Below are 19,845 nucleotides of genomic sequence, written 5' to 3' on the forward strand. Positions count from 1 at the left end.
AATCGGGCCCTGACAGGTGTCGTTGTCTCCCGGACCGGCGTGGCCCGGTCCGTTGGCGCCGCCTGCGGAGGGGGCTCGCGTTACGCCTTGTCACCGTTGAGAGGCGCCGTGTCGAGAACGGCGTCCAGCATGCGCCGCGAGCTCTCCAGTTGGCTGATCGTCTCGGTGATGCGGGCGTGTTCGCGTTGCAACTCCCCTATGAAGGTCGGGCAGCCGGGTGGCACCGTCAGTTCGTCTTTGTCGCGCACACAGTGCACGACCCTGCCGATGACCGCGGTGGAGAGTCCCGCGGCGAGCAGTGTTCGGATGTGGCGCACCATGGCTACGTCTGCGTCTGCGTACTCGCGGTAACCGTTGTCCGACCGTACCGGCCGGAGCAGACCCTGTTCCTCGTAGTAGCGCAACAGCCGCCTGCTCACCCCGGTTTCGTGGGCGAGGTCGCCGATTCGCATCCTGGGCATGCTCCTTGACCTTCACATTGATGTGACGCCCTACCGTCGCCAGTATCGCCGATCGAGAAGAGGAGGGCCGGATCATGCCGGGTGCAGTGATCATTGGTGCGGGACCGGGGATCGGGCAGGCGGTCGCTCGTCGGTTCGCCAGGGAGGGGATGGCCATCACGCTGATCGCCAGGCGCCGAGAAGCGCTGCGCAACGTTGCGGACGGGCTTGCTCCCCATGACGTCCCGGTCCTGACGTTGCAGGCCGACAGCATTGACCGGGCCGAGTTGGACGCGGCCCTGGACCAGGCCGTCGGCGAGCACGGCGTACCGGAGGTGGTCGTGTACAACGCCGTGCTCGTGCGCCCGGACGGACTGGGCGAGTTGTCGGTGCGCGACCATATGGAAGCCTGGGCGGTCAACGTCGTCGGCGCACTGAATGCCGCGGCGCGCCTCGCTCCGGCCATGGCGGTACGGGGGAGCGGGACGTTCCTCGTGACGGGTGGCATGCCCGAGCCCAAGCCGGAGTACGTGAGCCTCTCCCTCGGCAAAGCGGGTGTGCGGACCCTGATCGCGCTGCTCGACCAGCAGTACGGTTCGCGCGGAGTCCACGCGGCGAGCGTCACCGTGGACGGCTCGGTCGCCCCCGGCACCGACTTCGACCCGGACGACATCGCCGAGCACTACTGGCGCCTGCACACGCAACCGCGCCACCGGTGGGCCCGTGAGGCGCTGCACGCCGGCCGTTCCTGACAGCGCGCTGCTGACAAGAACCGGCGAGCCGATGACCGAGTCGGACGCGTGGAGCGTTCGGCCCGGTCACCCTTCGTCGCTCGGTTCGCGCGAGGCCGCGCCGGAGACATCGTGTGAAGTGCCCGACTCCGAGGTGTTGCGGTCAGGGTTGGAGCGGCAGGGTCGAGCAGTTGGATGTGGCCGGCTTGCCCGCCAGGCGGTCCGTCAGCCAGGAGATGGCGTCCCCCTGGTCGGTGAGCAGCGGCACGAGATGGTTCGTGAGGATCTTGTCGCCGAGGTTCGGCAGGACGAGGGGCTTGTAGGTGATCTTGGCGCCCTTCGCGCACCAGTCCTTGGCCAGTTGGCGGGCCTGCCCGTGCGGCACGATGTCGTCCTGCACACCGGTGGCCACGCGAACCGGGCTCGTCGGTGTGAGTGTGCCGATGCGCTGCCTGTCCAGGGCGGCCTGCGCGCGGGGTTCGGCGGCGATGACGTCGGCGATCGAGGCGCCACTTGTCGTCCACTTGGTGCTCTTGGCGAAGCCGTAGCCGAAGAGGGCGTCGCCGACGCACATGGTGGAGGCGTCCTTGAGCGCGGCCTTGCCGGTGTCGTTGACGTTTGCCTCGACCACTGCCCGGAGATCGGGGTCGGCCTGGGCGAATCCGTTGATCGACCAGGCCAGGGCGCCGGCGAGGGCGCTGCCGTCGATGCCCTTCATGGTCGCGGTGAGATCCGCCGGTGGTGCTCCGGCGTAGGTACCCGCGAGGGGGACGTCCGGGGCGTAGCCGGGCTGGAGTTCGGCGGCGGACGCGCTCGCCCCGCCGCCCTGGCTGTAGCCGTAGAGCCCGGTGGGGGAGGAGGCGGTGACCGAGGCTCCGGGCACCGAGCGTGCGGCGCGGGCGGCGTCCAGCAGGGCGTGGCCCTCGTCCAGCCGGTTCACGTAGGTGTGGAGCCGGTCGGTGGCGCCGAGGCCGACGTAGTCGGTGAGGACGACTGCGGCTCCGGTGGCCAGGATCCGATAGATGGCCAGGGCTTCGTAGCCGACGGACACCGTGTCCCCGTTGAGGGTGAGCGGGTGCTCCAGGGCGAACGAGGCGGCGCACTGATCGCCCTGGCCCATGGTGCCGGGCGCCACGGCGACCAGCGGGCGCGGTCCGGACTTCGTCCACTCGGCGGTGGGTTCGATGTACGCGCCGGTCACGGCGACGGGCCGGCCGGCCGAGTCGGTCGACTTGTACATCAGCCGGGTCGCGGTGCCGGGCATGGCGCGTCCGTCGAGGCCGGGGATGCTCAGGCCGAGCGGCATGTCCTCGGTCCGGAGCAGGGTGCCATTGGCCTCGGGCAGTTCGGTCGGCGGGTTGTAGAACTCGGGAATGGTGACTCCGCGGGAGACGACGGAGTGCGTGTCGTCGGCGACAGCGGGCGTGACCGTCAGACCGAGGCAGACTGCGCCTGCGATCGCTCCGGCGAGCGGCGCCGAGGTGGCGACGGCAGTGGAACGGGAACGAGTTCTCTTGCGGCTCACGGTGGACTCTCCTGTCGTTCGTCTCGGGTGGCTGGACGTGGTGACGGCGTTCCGGACGGTGGGTCAGATGACGGTGTCGACGTCCTGTGCGGTGATGCTGTCGAGGGCTCGCTCGGCAACGGCGGCGATGGTCATGGAGGGGTTGCAGGCGCCGGTGGTGCCCGGTATCAGTGCGCCGTCCAGGACGTAGAGGCCCTTCTGGCCCCGTACGCGACCGTCGAGGTCGCACACGGTTCCCATCGGGGCGCCACCCAAGGGGTGCCAGGTGCTGTTGACCAGGGAGTTGGTGTCGATGAGGGCGCCGAGGCCGCGGGACACCTCGGTGATGCGGCGGTGGATCGTGCGGAAGCTGCCGCTGTCGCCGTTGCGGGGCCAGTGCAGGGACACGGAGTCGGTGGCCGAGTCGTAGCGCAGGTGGCCCCGGTCGGGGCTGACCCCGAAGCCGACGAGCATGGTCGTCCTGGTGTCGATGCCCAGCGGTGGCAGGGAAGCCTGGATGATCGTGTTGGCGGTGTGCGGATCGTCCCAGGCCTTGCTGCCGTAGACGACGGGGCCGCCCTGTTCCTTGCCGAAGTCCTCCTGGAGATTGGTCCAGGCGTAGATGCGGTCACCATTGGTGCCCCAGCCCTCGCCGACTCCGTCGGGCAGGTCGGGGATGGTGCCGGTGGCGTCCGCGCGGACGAGCAGTCTGCTGGTGTTGACGCTGCCGGCCGCCATGATCAAGGCCCGGCTGGTGAGGATCTTGTGTTCCAGGACGTTGCCGGAGTCGTCGGTGCGATCGACGGACACCTCCCAGCGGCCGTCGGCGGCCCGTGCCACGGAGGTGACGTTGCGGTGGGTCAGTACGGTGACCTTGCCGGTGGCCTCGGCCTGTTGGAGGTAGGTGACGTCGACGGAGTGTTTTCCGCCGTTGTTCACGCCGAGGGCGCAGTCCCCGTTGGTGTAGGAGGGTTTCATCTCGCCGCGGAGTTCGGCCTGCGCGTAGGACCAGTCGATCGGCATCGGGATCTTCTCGACGGAGAAGCCGGCCCTGCGGGTCCTCGTGGCGAAGGCGCGTGCCGCGTAGTAGGTGGACGCGCCGATCAACCGGTCCGGTGCGGTGGCCACTTGGAGCATGCGGGCGACTCGCGGGTAGTGGATTCGGTCCATGCGCCGGTAGTCGAGTGCTTCGGGCAGCCAGGTGTTGAACACCGCTTCGGAGGGCTGGAGGGTCATGCCCTGGTACACGAGTGAGCCGCCGCCGACGCCGGCCGCACAGACGCTGAGGATGTTCTCGCCGAGCACGGGTTCGAGCAGCCCTGCGTAGGGGGCGAAGTTCAGTGGTGTGCCGAGGAGTTGGGCGAGCGGGCGGGCGGCTTCGGGCAGCGTGCCGTACCAGAGGGCTCGCTTGTCGAGGCCGGACACGCGGGGGAAGGTCTCGGCGTTCGGGCCCGTCGGCCAGCGGCGGCCGCGCTCCAGCACGGTGACCGGTACGCCGGCCTGGGCGAGGCGCAGCGCGGATACACCGCCGCCGAAGCCGGATCCGATGACGACGACCCGGTGTTCTTCCCTGGTCAGGCTGATGCGCGGCGGAGTCGCTGAAGCGGTCGCGGTGGGGAGGGCCGCGCCGGCGGCGAGTCCGGCGGCGCCGCTCAGCACGGCGCGTCGGCTGGGAGTGGGCATGCGTGGCTCCATCGAGTGGGGGAGAACGGGGAGTTCGGGCCGTGTGTACGGGAGGGCAGGTTCTGCCACCGCAGCGCCGCGACCTTCGTGCATGTCCATGCCAAATATGGGTGAGTGCGAGTGGTTACTCGCCGGTCACCTACCGAAGAGTAGGAGCGCGTGTCACTGAGTGACAAGATGTCTGCGCGTGCTATTTCGTTGCCCCGGTGGGAGTGGGGCGCTCGCGTCCTCACGGTGAGGGCGTGAGCACGGCCTCACGTTGAGGGGTGAACGCGGCGCATCCGTGCAGTCCTCCGCCCGGGCTCGCGGACCCAGCTCGGCCCGGGCCCGTCGGGCACCCCCGATATGCTGCGGTGCACCGGATGCAGAGGGTGGTGGGGTGGGGTGCGAGACGCGCCGTCAGAGGTGCAGGGACAAGTGGATCCGACGGGTGACCGGCCGTCCTTCGTCGAGCGCCGGAAGGCGGTTCTCCGCTTCGAGATCGCCCGTGAAGCAGTCCGCTTGTTCTCCGCGCAGGGCGTTGCCGCCACCACCGGTGAGCAGATCGCCCAAGGTGTGGGCGTGTCCGCTCGTACGCTGTGGCGCTACTTTCCCACCAAGGAGAGCTGCGTCCTTCCTCTGTTGGCGGTGGGGCTGGACTTCGTGGTGGACCGGTTGCGCCACTGGCCGCCGGACCAGAGCCTGCTGGACTTCTTCACCGAGACCTGCCGGATCGGTGACCTGCCGCCCGAGACGGGCGTCATACTCGACCTCATCCGCATGACCTCCAAGGACCCGGCGCTGCGGACCGTCTGGCTCCAGGCGCACGACGACGCCCTGCCGGTCCTGGCCCGAGCGCTCGCGCGGCGCTCAGGAAGCGATGCGGAATCCTTGCGCGTCGCTGTGCACGCCGCGACCCTCAACGGCGCGCTGCGCGCGGCGGCGGAGGACTTCGCCCGACGGTACGAGGGCCGGAACGCGGCCTCCGGTGCGGAGATCGGCGCGTGCCTCGACGCGGCGTTGCGTGCGGCGATGGAAGGGCTGCCGTACTGAACGCTGCTTTGGCGACAGCCTGGTGGGCCTGCGGCGGCAGAAGCGGCGGCCGCCCGGCCGACCGGCCGACCGGCGACCTGGACCACCAGGGCCTGCTCGACCTCCTCGACGCACTGCTCGTGACCGGGCACCGTCGCGGCCCGTGACCGGCGCAGCGCGGATCCTTGTACTACGGCATCCGAGTGCACCTCGTTCGAGGCGCGTCACACGCCCCGAGGCGGATTGTCGTACGGTCATGACGATCGATCTTCGTGCATCGCAGCCCATGCCGTCGCATCCCCGCCGCCGGGACAAGAGATGCCTCTTGCCGCCGCCGGCCGAGCGGCTCCGAGTGCGGCGGGCCTGGCAACTCACCGAGGCGCAGGTGGCCCAGGCATTCGGTGTCACCGCGGCGACCGTGCGCTCGTGGGAGACGGGCCGAACCTCACCGGCCGGTGCCCGCCGGGCCGCCTACGCCGCCTTCCTCGCCGGACTGTCCCAGGGGCTCGCATCCGACGTGACCACGGAGCGGGCCGTCCCGCACGCCGATGGCCCCTTCCCGCGCGGATGCCGCACCGCACCAGCCCCCCAACCGCCGTCCGTCGCGGAGCAACTGCCCGCACCCCGGCGCCGTGACCGGGTGCCGGCGGTCGGCCCGAGGCCGATGCCGCACGCGGACGGACCTGTGCTGGGACTGCCTGTCGGTCCACGGCCGGACCCTGTCTCGCCGGCCCGGCTGCGCAGGTTCCGACTGATGGCGGCCGGGGTCGGCGTCTGGATCGCGGTGGGGTACCTGCTGGCGACCGTGCCTGTCGTCCACCTGTGAGTTCTGCGGCTGTGGGACCGGCGGTGGTCCCACAGTCCGGGCTGCGTCTGGCGGGCCGGCGCCGATCCGCCGGCCGGTCGGCCCGGATGAAGCGGTATGCGCGGAGGTGAGAGGATCTGCCGCGTGACAGTGCATACCCATGACGTGGAAAAGGCAGTCGACGTGCTGCGTTCCGGAGGGCTCGTGGCCCTCCCGACCGAGACCGTGTACGGCCTGGGCGCCGATGCCGAGAACCCAGCGGCCGTGGCGCGTATCTTCCAGGTCAAGGGGCGTCCGCCGTCCCACCCGCTGATCGTGCACATCGGTGGCGCCGAGCAGCTGGACCAGTGGGTGGAAGAGGTCTCCCCGACGGCACGACTGCTGGCCGAGCGTTTCTGGCCGGGCCCGCTCACGCTCGTACTGCGCCGTGGCCACCGGGTTCCCCTCGAAGCGACCGGAGGTCTCGACACGGTGGCGGTGCGCGTGCCCGACCACCCTGTCGCCCTCGCCCTGCTGTCCGCGTTCGGCGGCGGTGTCACAGCCCCGTCCGCCAACCGCTTCGGCCAGATCAGCCCCACCGCGGCCGACCACGTCCAGGCGGAACTGGGCGACACCGTCGATTTCGTGCTGGACGGCGGTCCGTGCGCGGTCGGTGTGGAGTCGACGATCGTCGACGTGAGCGGCGGGACGCCGACCATTCTGCGGCCCGGCGGAGTGACCCGCGAGGACCTCGAAGCAGCGCTGGGCCGCTCTCTGGAGGTCCCCGAGACGAGTTCGACCAGGGTGCCGGGCCAGCACCCGTCTCACTACGCGCCGCGCGCCAGGGTGGTCCTGGTCGAGCCGGCCAAGCTCGTCATCGAGGCGGAGACCGCACGGGAGGCGGGACACAAGGTGGGCGTCCTGCTGCCCGCCTCGCTGGCCGGAACACCGGTCGAGGCGCACGCGGTGGTGGCGGTCCCCGATTCGCCGACGGCTTACGCGCGCGCGTTGTTCGGGTTTCTGCGCGACCTGGATCAGGAGAAGTGCGACGTCATCGTCGCGTCCTTGCCGGCCGAGGAAGGGCTCGGTCTCGCGATCGCCAACCGACTGCGCCGCGCCGCCGGGCCGCGCGGTTCCCTGTGACAGCAGGAGAGCCTCCTGCGGCACCGCTCAGCTCCGCGGTGAACTGCGCGCCGGCCAGCAGGGCCACGTTGGACAGCCACAGCCAGATGAGGAAGACCACGACACCCGCCAGGGAGCCGTAGAGCCTGCTGTAGGTGCTGAACACCGAGGTGTAGGCGGCGAATCCGGCGGAAACGCACAGCCACAGAAGGGCGGCGAGGGCGCCTCCCGGGACGCTGTGCGCTCGGACGCGGGCCTGGGGCGGGCCTGTGTGGAAGACGATGACGACAAGAAGTGCGACCGTGCTCACGAGCAGCGGCCAGCGCAGCAGGATCCAGGCCCAGGTCGCCATTGCGTCCAGCCCGAGGTAGTGACCCAGGGCTTCGGACGCCGGACCCGTCAACAGGAGCACCAGGGCACTGATGACGAGCAGGCCGAGCAGCGCGAGGGCCGTGAGCAGAATGCGATGTGCCCGATGCCAGGTCGAGCGTCGGTCCGTGACGCGGTACATGCGGTGGAGCGTGCGGCGGAAGACCGCCAGGTAGCTGGATGCGGACCACAAGGCGCTGACGGCGCCGCCGCACAGCAGGGTCCAGGCGGCCGTGCCGTTGCGCAGGGGCCGGGACAGCAGGTCGTGGAGTTGGCTGCTGGACTGACCAGGGGCGTACGCGGTGACGTGGGCGATGAAGTCCTCGGCCGTGCCCGGGCTGAACAGACTGAACGCCACGGCGATGACGAGCAGGGACGGCAGCACGGACAGGATCGCGTAGTAGGTGAGGGCAGCCGCGCAGTCGGAGAGGTCGTCGCGCCACATCGACAGCGGCGTGCGGCGCAGAGCGGCCCTCCAGCCGGGAACGCGTAGGCCACCACGCAGGGCTGTGTCGACCTGGACGCGGCCGGAACCCGCCGGGGCCCGCTGCGGGTCAGCGGACATGGGGCCGGCGGTGGCGGCGGGCCGTGAAGCGGACCCGCAGTCGAAAGCGGTAAGGAGCCAGTGCTTCCGCGGTATCGGAGGCGATCGTGACGAGCGAGGGAAGTACGGCGGAGGGCGCGGAGTCCGGACGCAGGCGTACGCGAAGCACCGCCTCCAGGCGCCCCGTCCTCGGCCTGCCCCGCAGACGGATCCCGCACTGGGCGACACCGTCGAGATCCATGACGAGACCGGCCAGGGCGTCCTCCATGGCACGGGTGCGCAGAAGACCTTGGGACGGAGGCAGGGGCATGCGCCGCCGCCGTTGGCCACGCAGCTGCAGTGCACCCCAGACGGCGAGCAGGAGCGCGGAGACGACCGCGGTCGCCATGACGGTGGGCGTCCACCATCCCTGGCCGCGCATCGAGGCGAGACGTGCGGAGCTGACGAGAGGGGTGTGGGGGAGAAGGGCGGACCATCCCTCGGGAACGGCGGTCCGCCAGGCCGTCCGCCCCAGGGCGAGCCAGGCCCCCGCCGCCGTGGCCGCCAGGCCGCACAGGCCCAGCGCGACGCGATTCAGGACCGTCCGGCTACTGGGCATCAGGGGCACCGGCCTTCCGTTCCTGGGGTACGCCTGCCGTTCCGGATCCCTGCCTGACGCCGTCGCCGCCCCGGCCCTCGGCGGAGGCCCAGGTGCTGTCGGGGCGGACCCTCACGCGCAGCCTCGGCGGGCGCCGCAGGCCGCAGCTGTCGAGGGCTCGGCGTGCCGCCGCCGCCACGGCACTCCTCCCGGTCTCCCGCTCTCCGAAGGCCAGTTGGGCGCGCACCATCAGACGACGCCGACCTGCCCTGACCGTCGCGGTACTGATTCCCGGGACGTCCTCCACGGCATCACGGACCAGCAGGGCGACCGCCTTGCGGTCCACGGCCGCCCGCACCTGGGCGGTGGAGGTGACCACGGTGAGCAGGCCGCGTCGTCCGGGGCTGACCGCGAGGGCGACCATCAGGATCCCGAGGGCGGCCAGCGTGCCGGCGCCGATGCCGACGACGGTGTCGTCCGGACCGTGCCGCCCCAGCCGGCTGACCACTTCGGTGCGCCAGGAAGCGGCCGACCGGTGCGCCAGGTGCACCAGGACCATGTCGTACGCCAGAGCGCCACAGGCCGTGGCGGCTGCCAGGGCGAGGAGCGCCATCGGCAGTCTGCGCGGGGACCACCAGCGCATCGGTGTCCGCGGACCGGGTTCCCGGGCGGGAACGGCGTCGTCGGCAGCCGCCGGCGTCGTCGTGGTCCGCGAGGTCTGCACGGGGAGGAGTCCGTCGACCTGAACCCGTGTCGGGCCCACGTGAAGTCCCGTCAGTTCGTGCGTGCGACGGGTGACATGGTCCTGAACCCGCTGGACCGTCTGGGGCAGCGGTGCCGGGAAGGGCAGGGCCAGCTTGACCGCGACGTCCGCCCTTCGGCCGCGGACGGTCGCGGAACTCTCCGCGCTTGCGGCGAGGACCGGCTCGGCCTCGCCGGCCGCACGACGGGCGATCTTGCGCACGGCCCTGTCCGAGAGGGTCGTCGTGCCGCGCTCGGCGGCCGCGGTCATCGTCGGCCCCGCTCGAAGCCGTCGCGCAGGTCCTGCACCCGGCCTCCCGAGTCGAGCCAGTGTCCGGCCGCGGAGCCGACCCCGCCGAGGGCGGCCACGAGCAGGAACGCCCCGAAGCCACCGAAGAATCCCGCGAAGGCCAAGGCCATGCCGGCAAGCATTCCGATGAACGCCTTGCTCACTGCCACCCTTACTCATCCCCTCTTGACCAGGGGCACGACCGCCCTGGTCCCTGACTGTCGGCAGACCTGGACGGCCTTCGCCCCTGCGGCCCGTGCGTACGTCCGACCTCTACTCCACGCGGTTCTCCGCGGCCGGTGCGTCGGCGTCGTCCTCGGGCAGGTGGACGTCATTGATCGTGACGTTCACCTCCACCACCTCCAGGCCCGTGATGCGTTCCACGGCGGAAATCACGTTCTCCCGTACGCCGCGGGCCAGGTCCGCGACCGGCACCCCGTACTCGACCACCAGATCGATGTCGATGGCCGTCTGCCGCTCGCCGACCTCGACCTTGACTCCACGGCCGACGTTCGGCCTGCCGCCCGGCACCCGGTCGCGCACGGCGCCGATGGTGCGCGACAGGCCACCGCCCATGTCGTGGACCCCCGGAATCTCCCGGGCGGCGATACCGGCCACCTTCACCACGACGACGTCGGCGATGGAGGTCTTGCCGCGCTCGGAGGCAGGCTGGTCGGCACCCGCCGCGCCGGCGGATACCGCTGTCGTCCGGGCCGGACCGCCGGCCCGTTCGGTCGGGATGCTCGTGGCCGTCGGAACACTCTGTGTCTGCGTACCCATGACGAGTCCTTCTTCCTGGAGTGGTCGGTTGCCCTTATCTCCCTAGACCCGCTCCGGATGCGTCTGTGACGCGTGAGCGTGAAGAATTCTCCGACCGCGTCGGCGCCTCGTTGGAGTGAACGGTCACGCCGTGGCGGCCACGCCCCCGGCCCTGTGCTCCGAAGGGGGCGGGCAGACCTGCCGGGCGCTGATTCCCCCGAAGTGCGTCACAGACATCTGCCTGAGTGTGTCCAACTGTCAGAACGCGACGAGAGGAGCCACCCAGTGGCGGGGGTCCGCAGACACACCGAGCCGCCGGACACCCGGAGCACCGGCGACGAAGGGTTGCTGGCCATCCGGGCCGCGGAGGGCGACGAGGACGCCTTCGCCGTGCTCGTGCAGCGGCACGCACCGTCCTTGATCCGGCTGGCCACCCGCCTGCTGGGCTCGCGAACGGAGGCCGAGGACGCCGTGCAGGACGCGTTCATCAGCGCGTGGCGGCGGCTGCCCGAGTTTCAGGGCACGTCCTCGTTCGGTACCTGGACGTATCGCATCGTCACCAACCGCTGTCTGAACATCCTGCGCGCGCGCAAGCCGGTCGCACCGCTGGAGACGGCGGGGCAGGTACCCGCACCCGAGCACGCGGTCTCACCGGCCCGGATCACCGAGGCCCGGGACGCCGTACGGGAGCTGCGCGAAGCCCTCGATCTGCTGTCGGCCGAACAACGCGCGTGCTGGGTGTTGCGCGAACTGGACGGCAGACCGTACGACTTCATCGCGGACGCGGTCGGAATCAGCCAGGAGGCTGTCCGCGCCCGTGTCTTCCGTGCACGACGATGCCTGACGCAAGCACTGGGGGCCTGGCGATGACCGCTCACACCGACCCGCCCAACACACCCACCGACGCCACCGAGGACGAGCGACTGCCGTGCGGTCGCCTGCTGTCGGAAGTCTGGACCGCGTGGGAGGACCAGGCGGACGACCCGCACCTGCACGAATGCCCGCACTGCGGCGCCGCCGTACACGACCTCGACCAGTTGCAGTCGGCGATGAGCGGCCTGCGCGAGGAGTCCTGGGACGGCGCGGCCCCGGACGCGGCCTCACTGACCCGCCGGGTCATGGATGTCGTCCGGCTGGAACTGCGTCCCGGCCGTCCGCTGCCCCTCGGTGAACCGGATGAGGACCTGTGGGTCATGGAGGCGGTCGCCGCACGGAAACTGCGCGCGGCCGCCGAGACAGTGCCTGGGGTGCGGGCTGGATCCTGCCGCCTTCGGCCCTCGCCTGAGCAGGGCGAAGGCGGGGTCGAGGTCCGCATGGAGATCCATGCGCCGTCCGGCGTCGCCCTGGCCGCCCTCGCCGACGACGTACGCGCGCAGGTCGGCCACGCGGCGGACCGCGACCTGGGCATGCCGGTCGCCTCCGTGGACATCCGTGTCACCGACCTCATCGACAGCTCCGCCGACGGCCAGGAAGGTCGCGACTGATGACCAGGACCTCCACTCCCGCCACCCTCGTCGAGGAGATCGCCCGCGCCGTGACGGACGTGCCGGGGGTGGCCTTCCTCAAGCCGGATCTGGCCGGGCGACTGCGTTCCGCCCTGGCCACGCCGGAGCGGACCAGCCATACGGCGGCTCCGCCCGGGGTGCGACTCGTGCGTCCGCAGCACCCCGACGGAACGTGGCACATCGACATCAAGCTCGTCGCGTACAGCCGGACCCGCGCGGTGGACGTGGCGCGCGCCGCTCGCCGGGCGGTCACGACCTGCGTGGCGTCCGCCGCGTCGGAGAACGCGACGGTCCGTGTCACGGTCACTGTTACGGGAATGATCTGACCGGCCGTGCACACGGCAGTTCAGGCCTGGCAGGTCCGTCCTGCCAGTTCCGGCCTGGCCGGAAGGACTGGCGGTGGCCGTAGCCAGGACCATCACCCGCCCTTGCGCTCCGCCTACGTGAGGCGCGCCCCGTCCCAGCGTGTGGCGTCGCGCTTCGACGCGAGCAATTCCTCGGTGATGGTCGCCAGTTCGCCTGGCCGTTGTGGGCGGTGCTCGCGGAGACGCTCACGGTCGCCTATGGGGCGTGAGCCACGTCCCGTAGGCGTCGGAGCGCGTGCACAGTTCCCTTGCGCTGGACGTATTCGTCCAACCCGCCCACGCGCGGAGTGACGCCGGGCGGATCCGGAGTCGAGGCAATGGCCGCGGCAGGGTGCTGCGGAGAAGGGCAGCGGCAGAAGGATGCCTCAGGGGGCGGAAGGCTCGATCTCCCCCGCGAAGACGATGATCTGGTCGATGAGGCTTCGTCGCAGATGGACGACGTCCGTGCCCGCCAGGCGGGGCCCTCCACCAGGCGTGGTGAAGACCCACTGGTACCGGGCCCATTCGTCAGGCATGTCCACAGCCGAGCAGCGCACCATCGTGCCGGTTCCCGCCGGGTGGCGCCGGATGTCCAGCACGAACCGCTCGACTGCGGCGATTCCCTCGCTGCGACCCAACGGTCCCCAGAAGACCACGTCTGACGTGAGGGCCTGGGAGAGTAGGGAAGTCACGTAGGTGTCGTCCGAGGCGTTGAACGCGGAGATGAACGTGTCGATCGCGGAGCGTGCGGCGTCTTCCTGCATACCCCAGTAATACCAGCCGTTTCGTGTGCGCCGGTCCCACCAGCCGTCTCCCAACATGACTGGAACGCCTATGAGGTTGGGAGAAGGCTGAGACCGCGTTCGAGATCTGACGTGCCTTGTTGCGGGTGTTGTGGAGCCTGTCGGTGTACGGCAGGTGTGCGGCCGGCGGGTCAGTTCGGGATGGCGCCTTCGACGAGGGCGACGGTGGCTCGCGGGTCGTCGGTCTCGACGACGAGGCGGCGGAACGGGGCGCCGTCGGTGAGTTCGACGACGACGGCGTTGGCCGGCTTGCGGACAGCCCAGAAGATCATGTCGCCGTGACGGCGGAATCGTCCCGCTGTGATGACGCCGGGCATGTGGGTGCCACCGACCTTGGCTCCTTTGTGCTCATGCGCGATGCCGGGGTCGTGGGTGGCGCCGCGGACCTGGGTGAGCGGCACTTCCACCCGGCTCTTGAGGGCCCACAGCCGGTCGAGACCGGTCAACTGCACCGTCAGCATGCCCCGTGTGCGATCGACATCAACGTTTGCCATGTCACTCCTCCTGTGAAGTGGTCGGGCGGGCACGCAGGCGCAGGCGGTTACCGAGGACGGTGGCGGCCTCGTGCGGCGGGTCGGCGGCTCGGGCGCTGCGCAGGGCGTCCTCCAGGGCGGTGAACGCCTCTGCCACCAGGTCCGCGACGTCGGGGTCCTTCGGTGCGCGTTCCACTGCGGCAAGGAGAAGGAATCCGGCGGCCGGACCGTTGTCGAACGCGGCGACGGCCGCCGAGCGCGCCTGTTCGGCATCGGGGAGAGAACCGATCGCGGCCGTACTGGGCAGGATCTCGTGGTCCAGGTGGGCGCGGAGTGCCCTCAGGTACAGGCTCCGCTTGGAACCGAAGACGTTGTAGAGGCTGCCTCGGTGCATGCCCGTGGCGACGGTCAGGTCGTCAATGGAGGTTCCCTCGTACCCGCTGGCAGCAAAGAGAGCGGCTGCGGCGCTCACCGCCTGGTCCGTGTCGAATGATCGAGGTCTTCCCATGTCCTGACCGTACATAGTTTAGGAACGAGTAGTCAAGAACGACCGTTCTTAAACTGTGAGTGGTTGCTCATGCGCAACTCGAGTGAACCCTCACCCTTGCCTTGAGGTTCTGAACAGGCCCAGCCGGGCGTCGCCGGCACGAGGAATCGAAGGTCAGCGGCGCCCGTGTCGGATGCTCTTGCCTGCCTGATCCGTGAGGATCGCGCTCGCGATCACCTCGAAGAGGTGATCGGCGCGCGGTGCGAACGAGGGCTGGTCGCCGAGCCATGCGAGGGCTGCGATCAGGGCGAACAGCTCTGTGCCGTCGATATCGGTTCGCGCCGCGCCCTCGGTCTGGGCGCGAGTGAGGAGCCGCGTGCCTGCCGCGCGCATGGTGACGCAGGAGGCGTGGAGTGCGGATTCGGGGTCCTCGATGGCGGCAGCCATCAGCTCGGTGACGCCCCGGTACTCACGTGCGACCGCGACGCATTCGCGCAGCCACGTGACAAGAGCGCCCTCGGGCGAGCTCGCTCCTTCCAGCTCGGTCGCCTGTTCGGCCAGGTCGTCGAAGCTCGAGCGGAGCAAAGCGTCGAGCAGCGCCTCTCGCGTCGGGAAGTGGCGGTACAGCGTGGGGAGGCCGACCTCGGCCCTGCGGGCGATGTCGCGCAGGGATGCGTCGGCGCCCTGCTCTGTGACGGCGACGCGTGCGACGGCGAGTAGGTGGTCGTGATTCTTCCGGGCGTCGGCTCTCATATGCCTTCCTTTGACAAGCGTAGCAGTGCTACGTATATTCGTAGCGCTGCTACGGAAAGCCTATCCCATCAGCGGGAACGAGGAAGAGACGATGTCGGCCAACACGATGAAGGCCATCCGGCTGCATGAGTTCGGTGGTCCTGAGGTGCTGCGGTACGAAGACGTGCCGGTTCCGGAGCTGAAGCCGGGCCACGTGCTTGTCCGGGTTCACGCGGTCGGCCTCAATCCCCCCGACTGGTACCTGCGTGACGGGATGCCCGGCATACCTCCGGAGCTGAGGCCGCCTGTCAGCTTCCCTGTCATTCCGGGGTCGGACGTGTCCGGCGTCGTCGTGGGCGTCGCCGCGGACGTGGACCGCTTCTCCGTCGGCGATGAAGTCTTCGGCATGCTCCGCTTCCCCAGCTTCGACGGCCGCGCATACGCCGAGTACGTGGCCGCGCCCGCCTCCGACCTCGCCCGCAAGCCGGCCGGCGTCGATCACGTGCACGCCGCGGGGGTGGCCATGTCAGGACTCACCGCGTGGCAGCACCTGGTCGAGCTCGGGCACGACCACCCGAACCCGCTTCAAGAGGCGCAGCACCGCCCGGTGCCGCTCGACGCGGGGATGACGGTGCTGGTGAACGGCGCCGCCGGCGGCGTGGGGCACCTGGGGCTGCAGATCGCCAAGTGGAAGGGCGCACGTGTCATCGCGGTCGCCTCGGGCGCGCACGAGCAGTTCCTGCGCGACCTCGGCGCGGACGAGTTCGTCGACTACACCAGGACTCGTCCCGAGGAAGCCGTTCGTGACGTCGACCTGGTCTTCGACACCGTCGGCGGCCCCGGCAGCAGCCGCTTCCTGCGCACGCTCAAGCGCGGTGGCGCGTTGTGCTACGTGTTCGTCGCCGCCTACGACTCCGCGGAGGTCGCGCGGCTGGGTGTCACGACCTCGGGCACTCAGGTGCGGTCGAACGGCCCTCAGCTCGAAGAGTTCGGAGACCTGCTCGGCAAGGGTGTGCTCCGGGTCGCCATCGACAGCACGTTCCCGCTCGCGGACGCCCGAAAGGCACACGAACGCGCTGCTCGCGGACACATCGAAGGCAAGATCGTCCTCACGGCGGTGTGAAGGCGAGCCGTTCGACGAGCCGTTCGCAGACTGCGCGACGAGAACGAATCGCTCACGCCGACAGGAGGACTTCCGATGACAACACTCAAGGACGCCATCGACGACCTGTTCAACAACCGGCGACTGGCGGCGGACGAGGCGGTCGACCGGCACTTCGCTCCTGCCTTCCGGCAGCGCGTGAACGGAACGTGGGACGACCGCTCGGGGTTCCTCGCGCGCGTCGTCCAGCTCCGGGAATCCGTCGAGCACGTCACGGTCACCGTTCTGGACGAGCTCACCGACGGCAACAGCTACGCGGAGCGGCACATCGTCGAGCTGGTTCAACGTGACGGGGAACGGGCCGGTCAAGAGGTGTACGTGTTCGCGGAGCGAGACCCCGACGGCCGCTTCGTCCGGATCGAGGAGACCGCTCTGGCCCTCGACAGCGGTCGGCCCGGGGTCGGCCAAGGCCCCGCTCACGCCCAGTAGGGGTGTTCATCAGCCCACACCGGCAGGTACGCAGGCCCTGCACACCTGGTGTCACCTCACACCAGACGCTACCCACTGCACACATGTCCCATCGACCATGGAGCCCTCCATGCCCACAGCTCTCATAACCGGCGGCACGAGCGGCATCGGCAAAGCCGCAAGGTGAAGTACTGGCCCTTGAGGGCGGCGAGGGTTCGTGACCAGCGAGGAGGTGGCCGAGCCAGTTGCCTTCCTCGCATCGGACGCCGCGGGCTACGTCACCGGCCAGGAGGTCGCGGTCGCCGGCGGGCTCGGACTCAGTCTCGGTATCTGAACGTGCTGGCGCGCAGCGGCGTGGCCGCCATGCCGACCTTCCGGCATGGCGGCCACGCCGGGGGGTGGAACAGGTTCAGCCGGTGAGTACTCGGTGGGTCAGCGCGCGGACCGATTCCGAGATCTCCGGAGTCAGGAACTTCACCAGGTCCTGGGACGGCGCTGCGTCGGGGCCGAGGACCACACCGGTGGTGTCGTCGAAGGCCGGATCGGTCGCCGCGGTGACGATCGAGCCGGCGACATCGGCGGGGGACCTCATGCCGTCCCGGATCTGGTCCCAGAATCCGCGGATGGCGGGCGGGAGGATCTCTGGGGTCATCTCCGCGCTGTTCGGCGTCTTCACCGCCCCTGGGCCGACGGGGTCCACGGCGAACACGGACACTCCACTGGAGCTCAACTCCTCGGCCAGGTCCAGAGTGTGGGCGAGGTGTGCGAGTTTGGCCCGGCCAGTCACCGCCATGCCGTAGTAGCCGCCGCCGGTCTGCTCGACGTCCTCATAGGTCGGAAGCCCGTCGATCACCGCCGCCGTGATCGACGAGGAAGTGACGTTGACGATCCGGCTCGGCGCACCCGCTCGCAGGGCGTCGAGCAGAGCCGTGGTCAGGACGAGGGGAGACAGGTGGTTGAGCGCGAAGCCGGCCTCGATCCCGTCGACGGTCTCCCGGCGCGTCGACCACATACCGCCCACATTGTTGACCAACAGGTGTAACGGGCCTTCATCCGCGAGCCGCGCACCCACCGACCGGACCTCGTCCAGCGACGAGAGGTCGGCCTGGATGAAGCGAGCGGCACCCCCGATCCTGACCACCGCATCCTGCCCACGCCCGGGGTCCCGGCCGATGACGGTGACCTCGAACCCCTGTCCCTGTAGCTGCACGGCCACATGAAGCCCGATTCCCCCGGTCCCACCCGTGACGACTGCCTTGCGTGCCATTCCCGTTCCCCATTCCTTCATGGACTCATAAACGGAGCTCTCCACGGCCGGGATGCCGGCCGTACCCGCGGACCGTGGAGATCTTCTAAGCGGCCGGCTGCAGAAGGGAGTTGGCCCGCCCTGCCTCCCCAGCCGCCCTAATCGCGACGTCGGGACAGTGCCTGTTCGTCAGGTGTCTCTCGGCGCGGGTCGTCCACCGGTCCGTCCACCGGTCCGTCGTGTGCTGTGCCGGCGGAATCGGGGTGTGAGAGTGCGGCGAGCAGCTGCAGCTTCTCGTCGCTGTCGCTGTCCTTGTCGGGGTAGTAGACGACGAGGATGACATCGTCGAGGGCGAGCTTGTCGCGGTGGAGGCGGAGTTCACCGACGACAGGGTGATGGATCGTCGTCGTGCCGCCATCGAGACTTCGGACGTCGTGGCGGGCCCACAGAGTACGGAACCGCTGACTGGACAGCGCGAGTTCGCCGACCAGCTCGACGAACCGGGGGTTCTGCGTGTCGTCTCCGATGGTGGTGCGCAGGGCGGCGACGAACTCTGCGGTGGCTTTCGTCCAGTCCTGGTGGAAGGACCGTTCCTCGGGATCGAGGAGGAGGGACCGGAGCCGGTTCTGGCCAGGTCGCAGGCGGGGGGAGAGGGCGACGGCCATGGGGTTGGAGGCCAGGACGTCGAACGCGCGCCCTTCGACGAACGCGGGGATCTGGAGGTGGGCGAGCAACTCGTGCACCCGTGCCGGTACGTGTTCGGGGCGCTTGCGGCGCGGCGTCCTGGGGCGTGCCGCCGCGAGGCCGAGGAGATACGTCTGTTCGACGTCGTCGAGGTGCAGGACGCGCGCGAGTGATTCGAGGACCTGTGGTGAGGGGTTCTTGTCGCGGCCCCGTTCCAGGCGCAGGTAGTAGTCGGGACTGATCCCGGCGAGCAGTGCGACTTCCTCGCGGCGCAGGCCGGGGACGCGCCGGTTGCCGCCGGGCGGGAGCCCTGCCTGGGCCGGGGAGACCAGCTCGCGTCGGGCGCGAAGATAGCTGCCGAGCCGGTTACCGGATTCCTCATCCTTCATACCGACACCGTAAGGCGGTAAGCGTGTCTCAGAGGGGGCCCTGTCAGGACCAGGGAAGACGAGGGACCTGCCGCATCCGGGCGGATGCCGTCAAGACTGCGACAGCACTGTTTCCACAGAGACAGCGAGCACCACTGTCTGCGCCGCGGGCCTCAGCGCCGTCGGCGCCCTGGACTGAACTGAAGGGAAAGATCTCGTGGATCTCTCCGACCGCACCGTCTTCATTGCCGGCGGGACCTCCGGTATCGGGCGAGAACTGGCCCGGCGGTTCGCTGCGGCAGGCAGCACCGTGGCCGTTGGCGGCCGCAGCCCGGAAGCACTTGCGGAGCTCGCCGAGGAGGGCTTCGGCACGATCAGCGTCGACGTCACCAGCGGTGCCTCCGTCGCAGCTGCCCGTGACGCCGTGCTCGCCCGATACCCCGAGCTCGACACCGTGGTGACGATGTCAGGCGTCATGCTCCTGGAGGACCTGCGCGACCCTGCGCACTTCGACGATGCGGCAACGACGATCGGCACCAACCTGCTCGGCACCATCCGGGTCATCGACGCCTTCACCCCGCACCTGATCCGGCAGGGTGCCGGCACGTTCATCACCGTCACCTCCGGTATCGCTTTCCTGCCGTTCCCGCCCATGCCCAGCTATGCCGCTTCGAAGGCCGCGGTGCACGCCTACTCCGAGGCGCTGCGCGCGCAGCTCGACGGCACGGGTGTCGACGTTGTCGAACTCGTTCCCCCTGCCGTGGCCACGGCAGGACAGGACAAGGTGAACCCGCACGCGCTGCCGCTCGACGACTTCGTCACCGAGATCATGGACCTGCTCTCGCAGAACCCCACCCCTCACGAAATCCTCGTGAAGCAGGTCCTCGTGCACCGTTGGGCTGAGCGTGACGGCACCTACGACGACCTCGTCGCCCAGCGCTCCCAGGCCCTGACGATGCTCCCGAGCCGTCAAGCCTGACGGGCTTCCGCCCGATTGGCGGCCCCATGGCACAGGCGGTGCTCTGGTCGTGGGCGATCCGGTTCTGGCCCGCAATCACGTGGCGGACCGGATGCCCATC

The 19,845-nt window shown here is 69.9% G+C and carries 26 protein-coding genes; 12 read left to right on the forward strand and 14 right to left on the reverse strand.

Annotation, left to right across the window (positions count from 1 at the left end):
* Nucleotides 1–80: 80 nt before the first annotated feature.
* Nucleotides 81–452, reverse strand: coding sequence for a MerR family transcriptional regulator (locus M4J07_RS07255; protein WP_255968589.1), 372 nt, complete (start codon nt 450–452; stop codon nt 81–83).
* An 83-nt stretch (nt 453–535) separates the two neighbouring features.
* Between M4J07_RS07255 and M4J07_RS07260 the strand changes: the two genes are divergently transcribed.
* Complete coding sequence (locus M4J07_RS07260; protein WP_255968591.1) at nt 536–1,192, forward strand: SDR family NAD(P)-dependent oxidoreductase; 657 nt, start codon at nt 536–538, stop codon at nt 1,190–1,192.
* Nucleotides 1,193–1,334: 142 nt separating this feature from the next.
* Here the strand turns inward: M4J07_RS07260 and M4J07_RS07265 are convergent, their stop codons facing one another.
* Both M4J07_RS07265 and M4J07_RS07270 read right to left on the reverse strand, forming a co-directional pair.
* A complete protein-coding gene (locus tag M4J07_RS07265; RefSeq protein WP_255968593.1) occupies nt 1,335–2,696 on the reverse strand; it encodes a lipase family protein in 1,362 nt (453 codons plus the stop codon).
* A 63-nt stretch (nt 2,697–2,759) separates the two neighbouring features.
* Nucleotides 2,760–4,358, reverse strand: coding sequence for a GMC oxidoreductase (locus tag M4J07_RS07270; protein WP_255968595.1), 1,599 nt, complete (start codon nt 4,356–4,358; stop codon nt 2,760–2,762).
* Nucleotides 4,359–4,742: 384 nt separating this feature from the next.
* Between M4J07_RS07270 and M4J07_RS07275 the strand changes: the two genes are divergently transcribed.
* The 4 genes from M4J07_RS07275 to M4J07_RS07290 all read left to right on the forward strand — a co-directional run bounded on the left by M4J07_RS07275 (nt 4,743) and on the right by M4J07_RS07290 (nt 7,296).
* Entirely contained in the window at nt 4,743–5,390 is a 648-nt protein-coding gene (locus M4J07_RS07275) for a TetR family transcriptional regulator (protein ID WP_255968597.1), read from the forward strand.
* An 8-nt stretch (nt 5,391–5,398) separates the two neighbouring features.
* The gene (locus M4J07_RS07280) at nt 5,399–5,536 is read left to right on the forward strand and encodes a hypothetical protein (protein ID WP_255968599.1); all 138 of its coding nucleotides are present in this window, start codon (nt 5,399–5,401) and stop codon (nt 5,534–5,536) included.
* Between the two features lie 158 nt (nt 5,537–5,694).
* On the forward strand, nt 5,695–6,195 hold the full coding sequence (locus M4J07_RS47845) for a helix-turn-helix domain-containing protein (protein ID WP_305127400.1): 501 nt from the start codon (nt 5,695–5,697) through the stop codon (nt 6,193–6,195).
* 96 nt (nt 6,196–6,291) lie between these two features.
* Nucleotides 6,292–7,296, forward strand: a complete 1,005-nt coding sequence (locus tag M4J07_RS07290) for an L-threonylcarbamoyladenylate synthase (RefSeq protein ID WP_255968601.1) — start codon at nt 6,292–6,294, stop codon at nt 7,294–7,296.
* Here the strand turns inward: M4J07_RS07290 and M4J07_RS07295 are convergent.
* The 5 genes from M4J07_RS07295 to M4J07_RS07315 form a co-directional block, all read right to left on the reverse strand.
* On the reverse strand, nt 7,205–8,209 hold the full coding sequence (locus tag M4J07_RS07295) for a YihY/virulence factor BrkB family protein (protein WP_374215006.1): 1,005 nt from the start codon (nt 8,207–8,209) through the stop codon (nt 7,205–7,207). The two genes, M4J07_RS07290 and M4J07_RS07295, sit on opposite strands and share 92 nt — an antisense overlap.
* Nucleotides 8,199–8,786 (reverse strand): hypothetical protein, encoded by a 588-nt coding sequence (locus M4J07_RS07300; RefSeq protein ID WP_255968603.1) that lies wholly within the window; start codon nt 8,784–8,786, stop codon nt 8,199–8,201. Before M4J07_RS07300 ends, M4J07_RS07295 begins: the two co-directional genes overlap by 11 nt.
* On the reverse strand, nt 8,776–9,777 hold the full coding sequence (locus tag M4J07_RS07305) for a DUF6286 domain-containing protein (RefSeq protein WP_255968605.1): 1,002 nt from the start codon (nt 9,775–9,777) through the stop codon (nt 8,776–8,778). Before M4J07_RS07305 ends, M4J07_RS07300 begins: the two co-directional genes overlap by 11 nt.
* Nucleotides 9,774–9,926: a hypothetical protein gene (locus tag M4J07_RS07310; protein WP_255968716.1), complete on the reverse strand. Its 153-nt coding sequence runs from the start codon at nt 9,924–9,926 to the stop codon at nt 9,774–9,776. The genes M4J07_RS07305 and M4J07_RS07310 overlap by 4 nt, the downstream gene beginning before the upstream one ends.
* Nucleotides 9,927–10,068: 142 nt before the next feature.
* Complete coding sequence (locus tag M4J07_RS07315; protein WP_255968607.1) at nt 10,069–10,575, reverse strand: Asp23/Gls24 family envelope stress response protein; 507 nt, start codon at nt 10,573–10,575, stop codon at nt 10,069–10,071.
* Between the two features lie 264 nt (nt 10,576–10,839).
* Here M4J07_RS07315 and M4J07_RS07320 point away from each other — a divergent pair, with 264 nt between their 5' ends.
* Genes M4J07_RS07320 through M4J07_RS07330 form a run of 3 tightly spaced genes read left to right on the forward strand, consistent with a single transcriptional unit; the run spans nt 10,840 to nt 12,385 of the window.
* The gene (locus M4J07_RS07320; RefSeq protein WP_255968609.1) at nt 10,840–11,424 is read left to right on the forward strand and encodes an RNA polymerase sigma factor; all 585 of its coding nucleotides are present in this window, start codon (nt 10,840–10,842) and stop codon (nt 11,422–11,424) included.
* Nucleotides 11,421–12,038, forward strand: coding sequence for an Asp23/Gls24 family envelope stress response protein (locus tag M4J07_RS07325; RefSeq protein WP_255968611.1), 618 nt, complete (start codon nt 11,421–11,423; stop codon nt 12,036–12,038). Before M4J07_RS07320 ends, M4J07_RS07325 begins: the two co-directional genes overlap by 4 nt.
* On the forward strand, nt 12,038–12,385 hold the full coding sequence (locus tag M4J07_RS07330; RefSeq protein ID WP_255968613.1) for a hypothetical protein: 348 nt from the start codon (nt 12,038–12,040) through the stop codon (nt 12,383–12,385). Before M4J07_RS07325 ends, M4J07_RS07330 begins: the two co-directional genes overlap by 1 nt.
* A 404-nt stretch (nt 12,386–12,789) precedes the next feature.
* Here the strand turns inward: M4J07_RS07330 and M4J07_RS07335 are convergent, their stop codons facing one another.
* From M4J07_RS07335 to M4J07_RS07350, 4 genes are all read right to left on the reverse strand, one after another.
* Nucleotides 12,790–13,167, reverse strand: coding sequence for a nuclear transport factor 2 family protein (locus M4J07_RS07335; protein WP_255968706.1), 378 nt, complete (start codon nt 13,165–13,167; stop codon nt 12,790–12,792).
* 170 nt (nt 13,168–13,337) lie between these two features.
* Nucleotides 13,338–13,700: a hypothetical protein gene (locus M4J07_RS07340; RefSeq protein WP_255968615.1), complete on the reverse strand. Its 363-nt coding sequence runs from the start codon at nt 13,698–13,700 to the stop codon at nt 13,338–13,340.
* Between the two features lies 1 nt (nt 13,701).
* Nucleotides 13,702–14,187, reverse strand: a complete 486-nt coding sequence (locus tag M4J07_RS07345; protein ID WP_255968617.1) for a TetR/AcrR family transcriptional regulator — start codon at nt 14,185–14,187, stop codon at nt 13,702–13,704.
* 153 nt (nt 14,188–14,340) lie between these two features.
* Nucleotides 14,341–14,919 carry a TetR/AcrR family transcriptional regulator gene (locus M4J07_RS07350; protein ID WP_255968619.1) on the reverse strand — a complete coding sequence of 193 codons (579 nt, stop codon included), beginning with the start codon at nt 14,917–14,919 and terminating at the stop codon, nt 14,341–14,343.
* Nucleotides 14,920–15,010: 91 nt separating this feature from the next.
* Between M4J07_RS07350 and M4J07_RS07355 the strand changes: the two genes are divergently transcribed.
* The 3 genes from M4J07_RS07355 (at nt 15,011) to M4J07_RS07365 (ending at nt 16,802) form a co-directional block, all read left to right on the forward strand.
* Nucleotides 15,011–16,021, forward strand: coding sequence for an NADP-dependent oxidoreductase (locus M4J07_RS07355; protein ID WP_255968708.1), 1,011 nt, complete (start codon nt 15,011–15,013; stop codon nt 16,019–16,021).
* A gap of 75 nt (nt 16,022–16,096) precedes the next feature.
* Complete coding sequence (locus M4J07_RS07360; RefSeq protein WP_255968621.1) at nt 16,097–16,489, forward strand: nuclear transport factor 2 family protein; 393 nt, start codon at nt 16,097–16,099, stop codon at nt 16,487–16,489.
* 196 nt (nt 16,490–16,685) lie between these two features.
* Nucleotides 16,686–16,802, forward strand: coding sequence for an SDR family oxidoreductase (locus M4J07_RS07365; RefSeq protein ID WP_255968624.1), 117 nt, complete (start codon nt 16,686–16,688; stop codon nt 16,800–16,802).
* Nucleotides 16,803–16,877: 75 nt separating this feature from the next.
* Here the strand turns inward: M4J07_RS07365 and M4J07_RS07370 are convergent, their stop codons facing one another.
* On the reverse strand, nt 16,878–17,756 hold the full coding sequence (locus M4J07_RS07370) for an SDR family NAD(P)-dependent oxidoreductase (protein ID WP_308284735.1): 879 nt from the start codon (nt 17,754–17,756) through the stop codon (nt 16,878–16,880).
* 116 nt (nt 17,757–17,872) lie between these two features.
* Nucleotides 17,873–18,787, reverse strand: a complete 915-nt coding sequence (locus M4J07_RS07375) for a helix-turn-helix domain-containing protein (protein ID WP_255968628.1) — start codon at nt 18,785–18,787, stop codon at nt 17,873–17,875.
* Between the two features lie 196 nt (nt 18,788–18,983).
* Between M4J07_RS07375 and M4J07_RS07380 the strand changes: the two genes are divergently transcribed.
* Nucleotides 18,984–19,745: an SDR family oxidoreductase gene (locus M4J07_RS07380; RefSeq protein WP_255968630.1), complete on the forward strand. Its 762-nt coding sequence runs from the start codon at nt 18,984–18,986 to the stop codon at nt 19,743–19,745.
* The last annotated feature ends 100 nt before the right edge of the window (nt 19,746–19,845 follow it).

It is taken from the genome of Streptomyces longispororuber (assembly GCF_024448165.1).
GTDB lineage: Bacteria > Actinomycetota > Actinomycetes > Streptomycetales > Streptomycetaceae > Streptomyces > Streptomyces longispororuber_A.

Bases quoted from the DNA above. Each gene is read 5' to 3' on its own strand.
- M4J07_RS07255 (WP_255968589.1), bottom strand. From the start codon at position 452: ATGCGAATCGGCGACCTCGCCCACGAAACCGGGGTGAGCAGGCGGCTG.
- M4J07_RS07260 (WP_255968591.1), top strand. From the start codon at position 536: ATGCCGGGTGCAGTGATCATTGGTGCGGGACCGGGGATCGGGCAGGCG.
- M4J07_RS07270 (WP_255968595.1), bottom strand. From the start codon at position 4,358: ATGCCCACTCCCAGCCGACGCGCCGTGCTGAGCGGCGCCGCCGGACTC.
- M4J07_RS07290 (WP_255968601.1), top strand. From the start codon at position 6,292: ATGCGCGGAGGTGAGAGGATCTGCCGCGTGACAGTGCATACCCATGAC.
- M4J07_RS07295 (WP_374215006.1), bottom strand. From the start codon at position 8,209: ATGTCCGCTGACCCGCAGCGGGCCCCGGCGGGTTCCGGCCGCGTCCAG.
- M4J07_RS07300 (WP_255968603.1), bottom strand. From the start codon at position 8,786: ATGCCCAGTAGCCGGACGGTCCTGAATCGCGTCGCGCTGGGCCTGTGC.
- M4J07_RS07305 (WP_255968605.1), bottom strand. From the start codon at position 9,777: ATGACCGCGGCCGCCGAGCGCGGCACGACGACCCTCTCGGACAGGGCC.
- M4J07_RS07310 (WP_255968716.1), bottom strand. From the start codon at position 9,926: ATGGCCTTGGCCTTCGCGGGATTCTTCGGTGGCTTCGGGGCGTTCCTG.
- M4J07_RS07315 (WP_255968607.1), bottom strand. From the start codon at position 10,575: ATGGGTACGCAGACACAGAGTGTTCCGACGGCCACGAGCATCCCGACC.
- M4J07_RS07325 (WP_255968611.1), top strand. From the start codon at position 11,421: ATGACCGCTCACACCGACCCGCCCAACACACCCACCGACGCCACCGAG.
- M4J07_RS07330 (WP_255968613.1), top strand. From the start codon at position 12,038: ATGACCAGGACCTCCACTCCCGCCACCCTCGTCGAGGAGATCGCCCGC.
- M4J07_RS07335 (WP_255968706.1), bottom strand. From the start codon at position 13,167: ATGCAGGAAGACGCCGCACGCTCCGCGATCGACACGTTCATCTCCGCG.
- M4J07_RS07340 (WP_255968615.1), bottom strand. From the start codon at position 13,700: ATGGCAAACGTTGATGTCGATCGCACACGGGGCATGCTGACGGTGCAG.
- M4J07_RS07345 (WP_255968617.1), bottom strand. From the start codon at position 14,187: ATGGGAAGACCTCGATCATTCGACACGGACCAGGCGGTGAGCGCCGCA.
- M4J07_RS07350 (WP_255968619.1), bottom strand. From the start codon at position 14,919: ATGAGAGCCGACGCCCGGAAGAATCACGACCACCTACTCGCCGTCGCA.
- M4J07_RS07355 (WP_255968708.1), top strand. From the start codon at position 15,011: ATGTCGGCCAACACGATGAAGGCCATCCGGCTGCATGAGTTCGGTGGT.
- M4J07_RS07360 (WP_255968621.1), top strand. From the start codon at position 16,097: ATGACAACACTCAAGGACGCCATCGACGACCTGTTCAACAACCGGCGA.
- M4J07_RS07370 (WP_308284735.1), bottom strand. From the start codon at position 17,756: ATGAAGGAATGGGGAACGGGAATGGCACGCAAGGCAGTCGTCACGGGT.
- M4J07_RS07375 (WP_255968628.1), bottom strand. From the start codon at position 18,787: ATGAAGGATGAGGAATCCGGTAACCGGCTCGGCAGCTATCTTCGCGCC.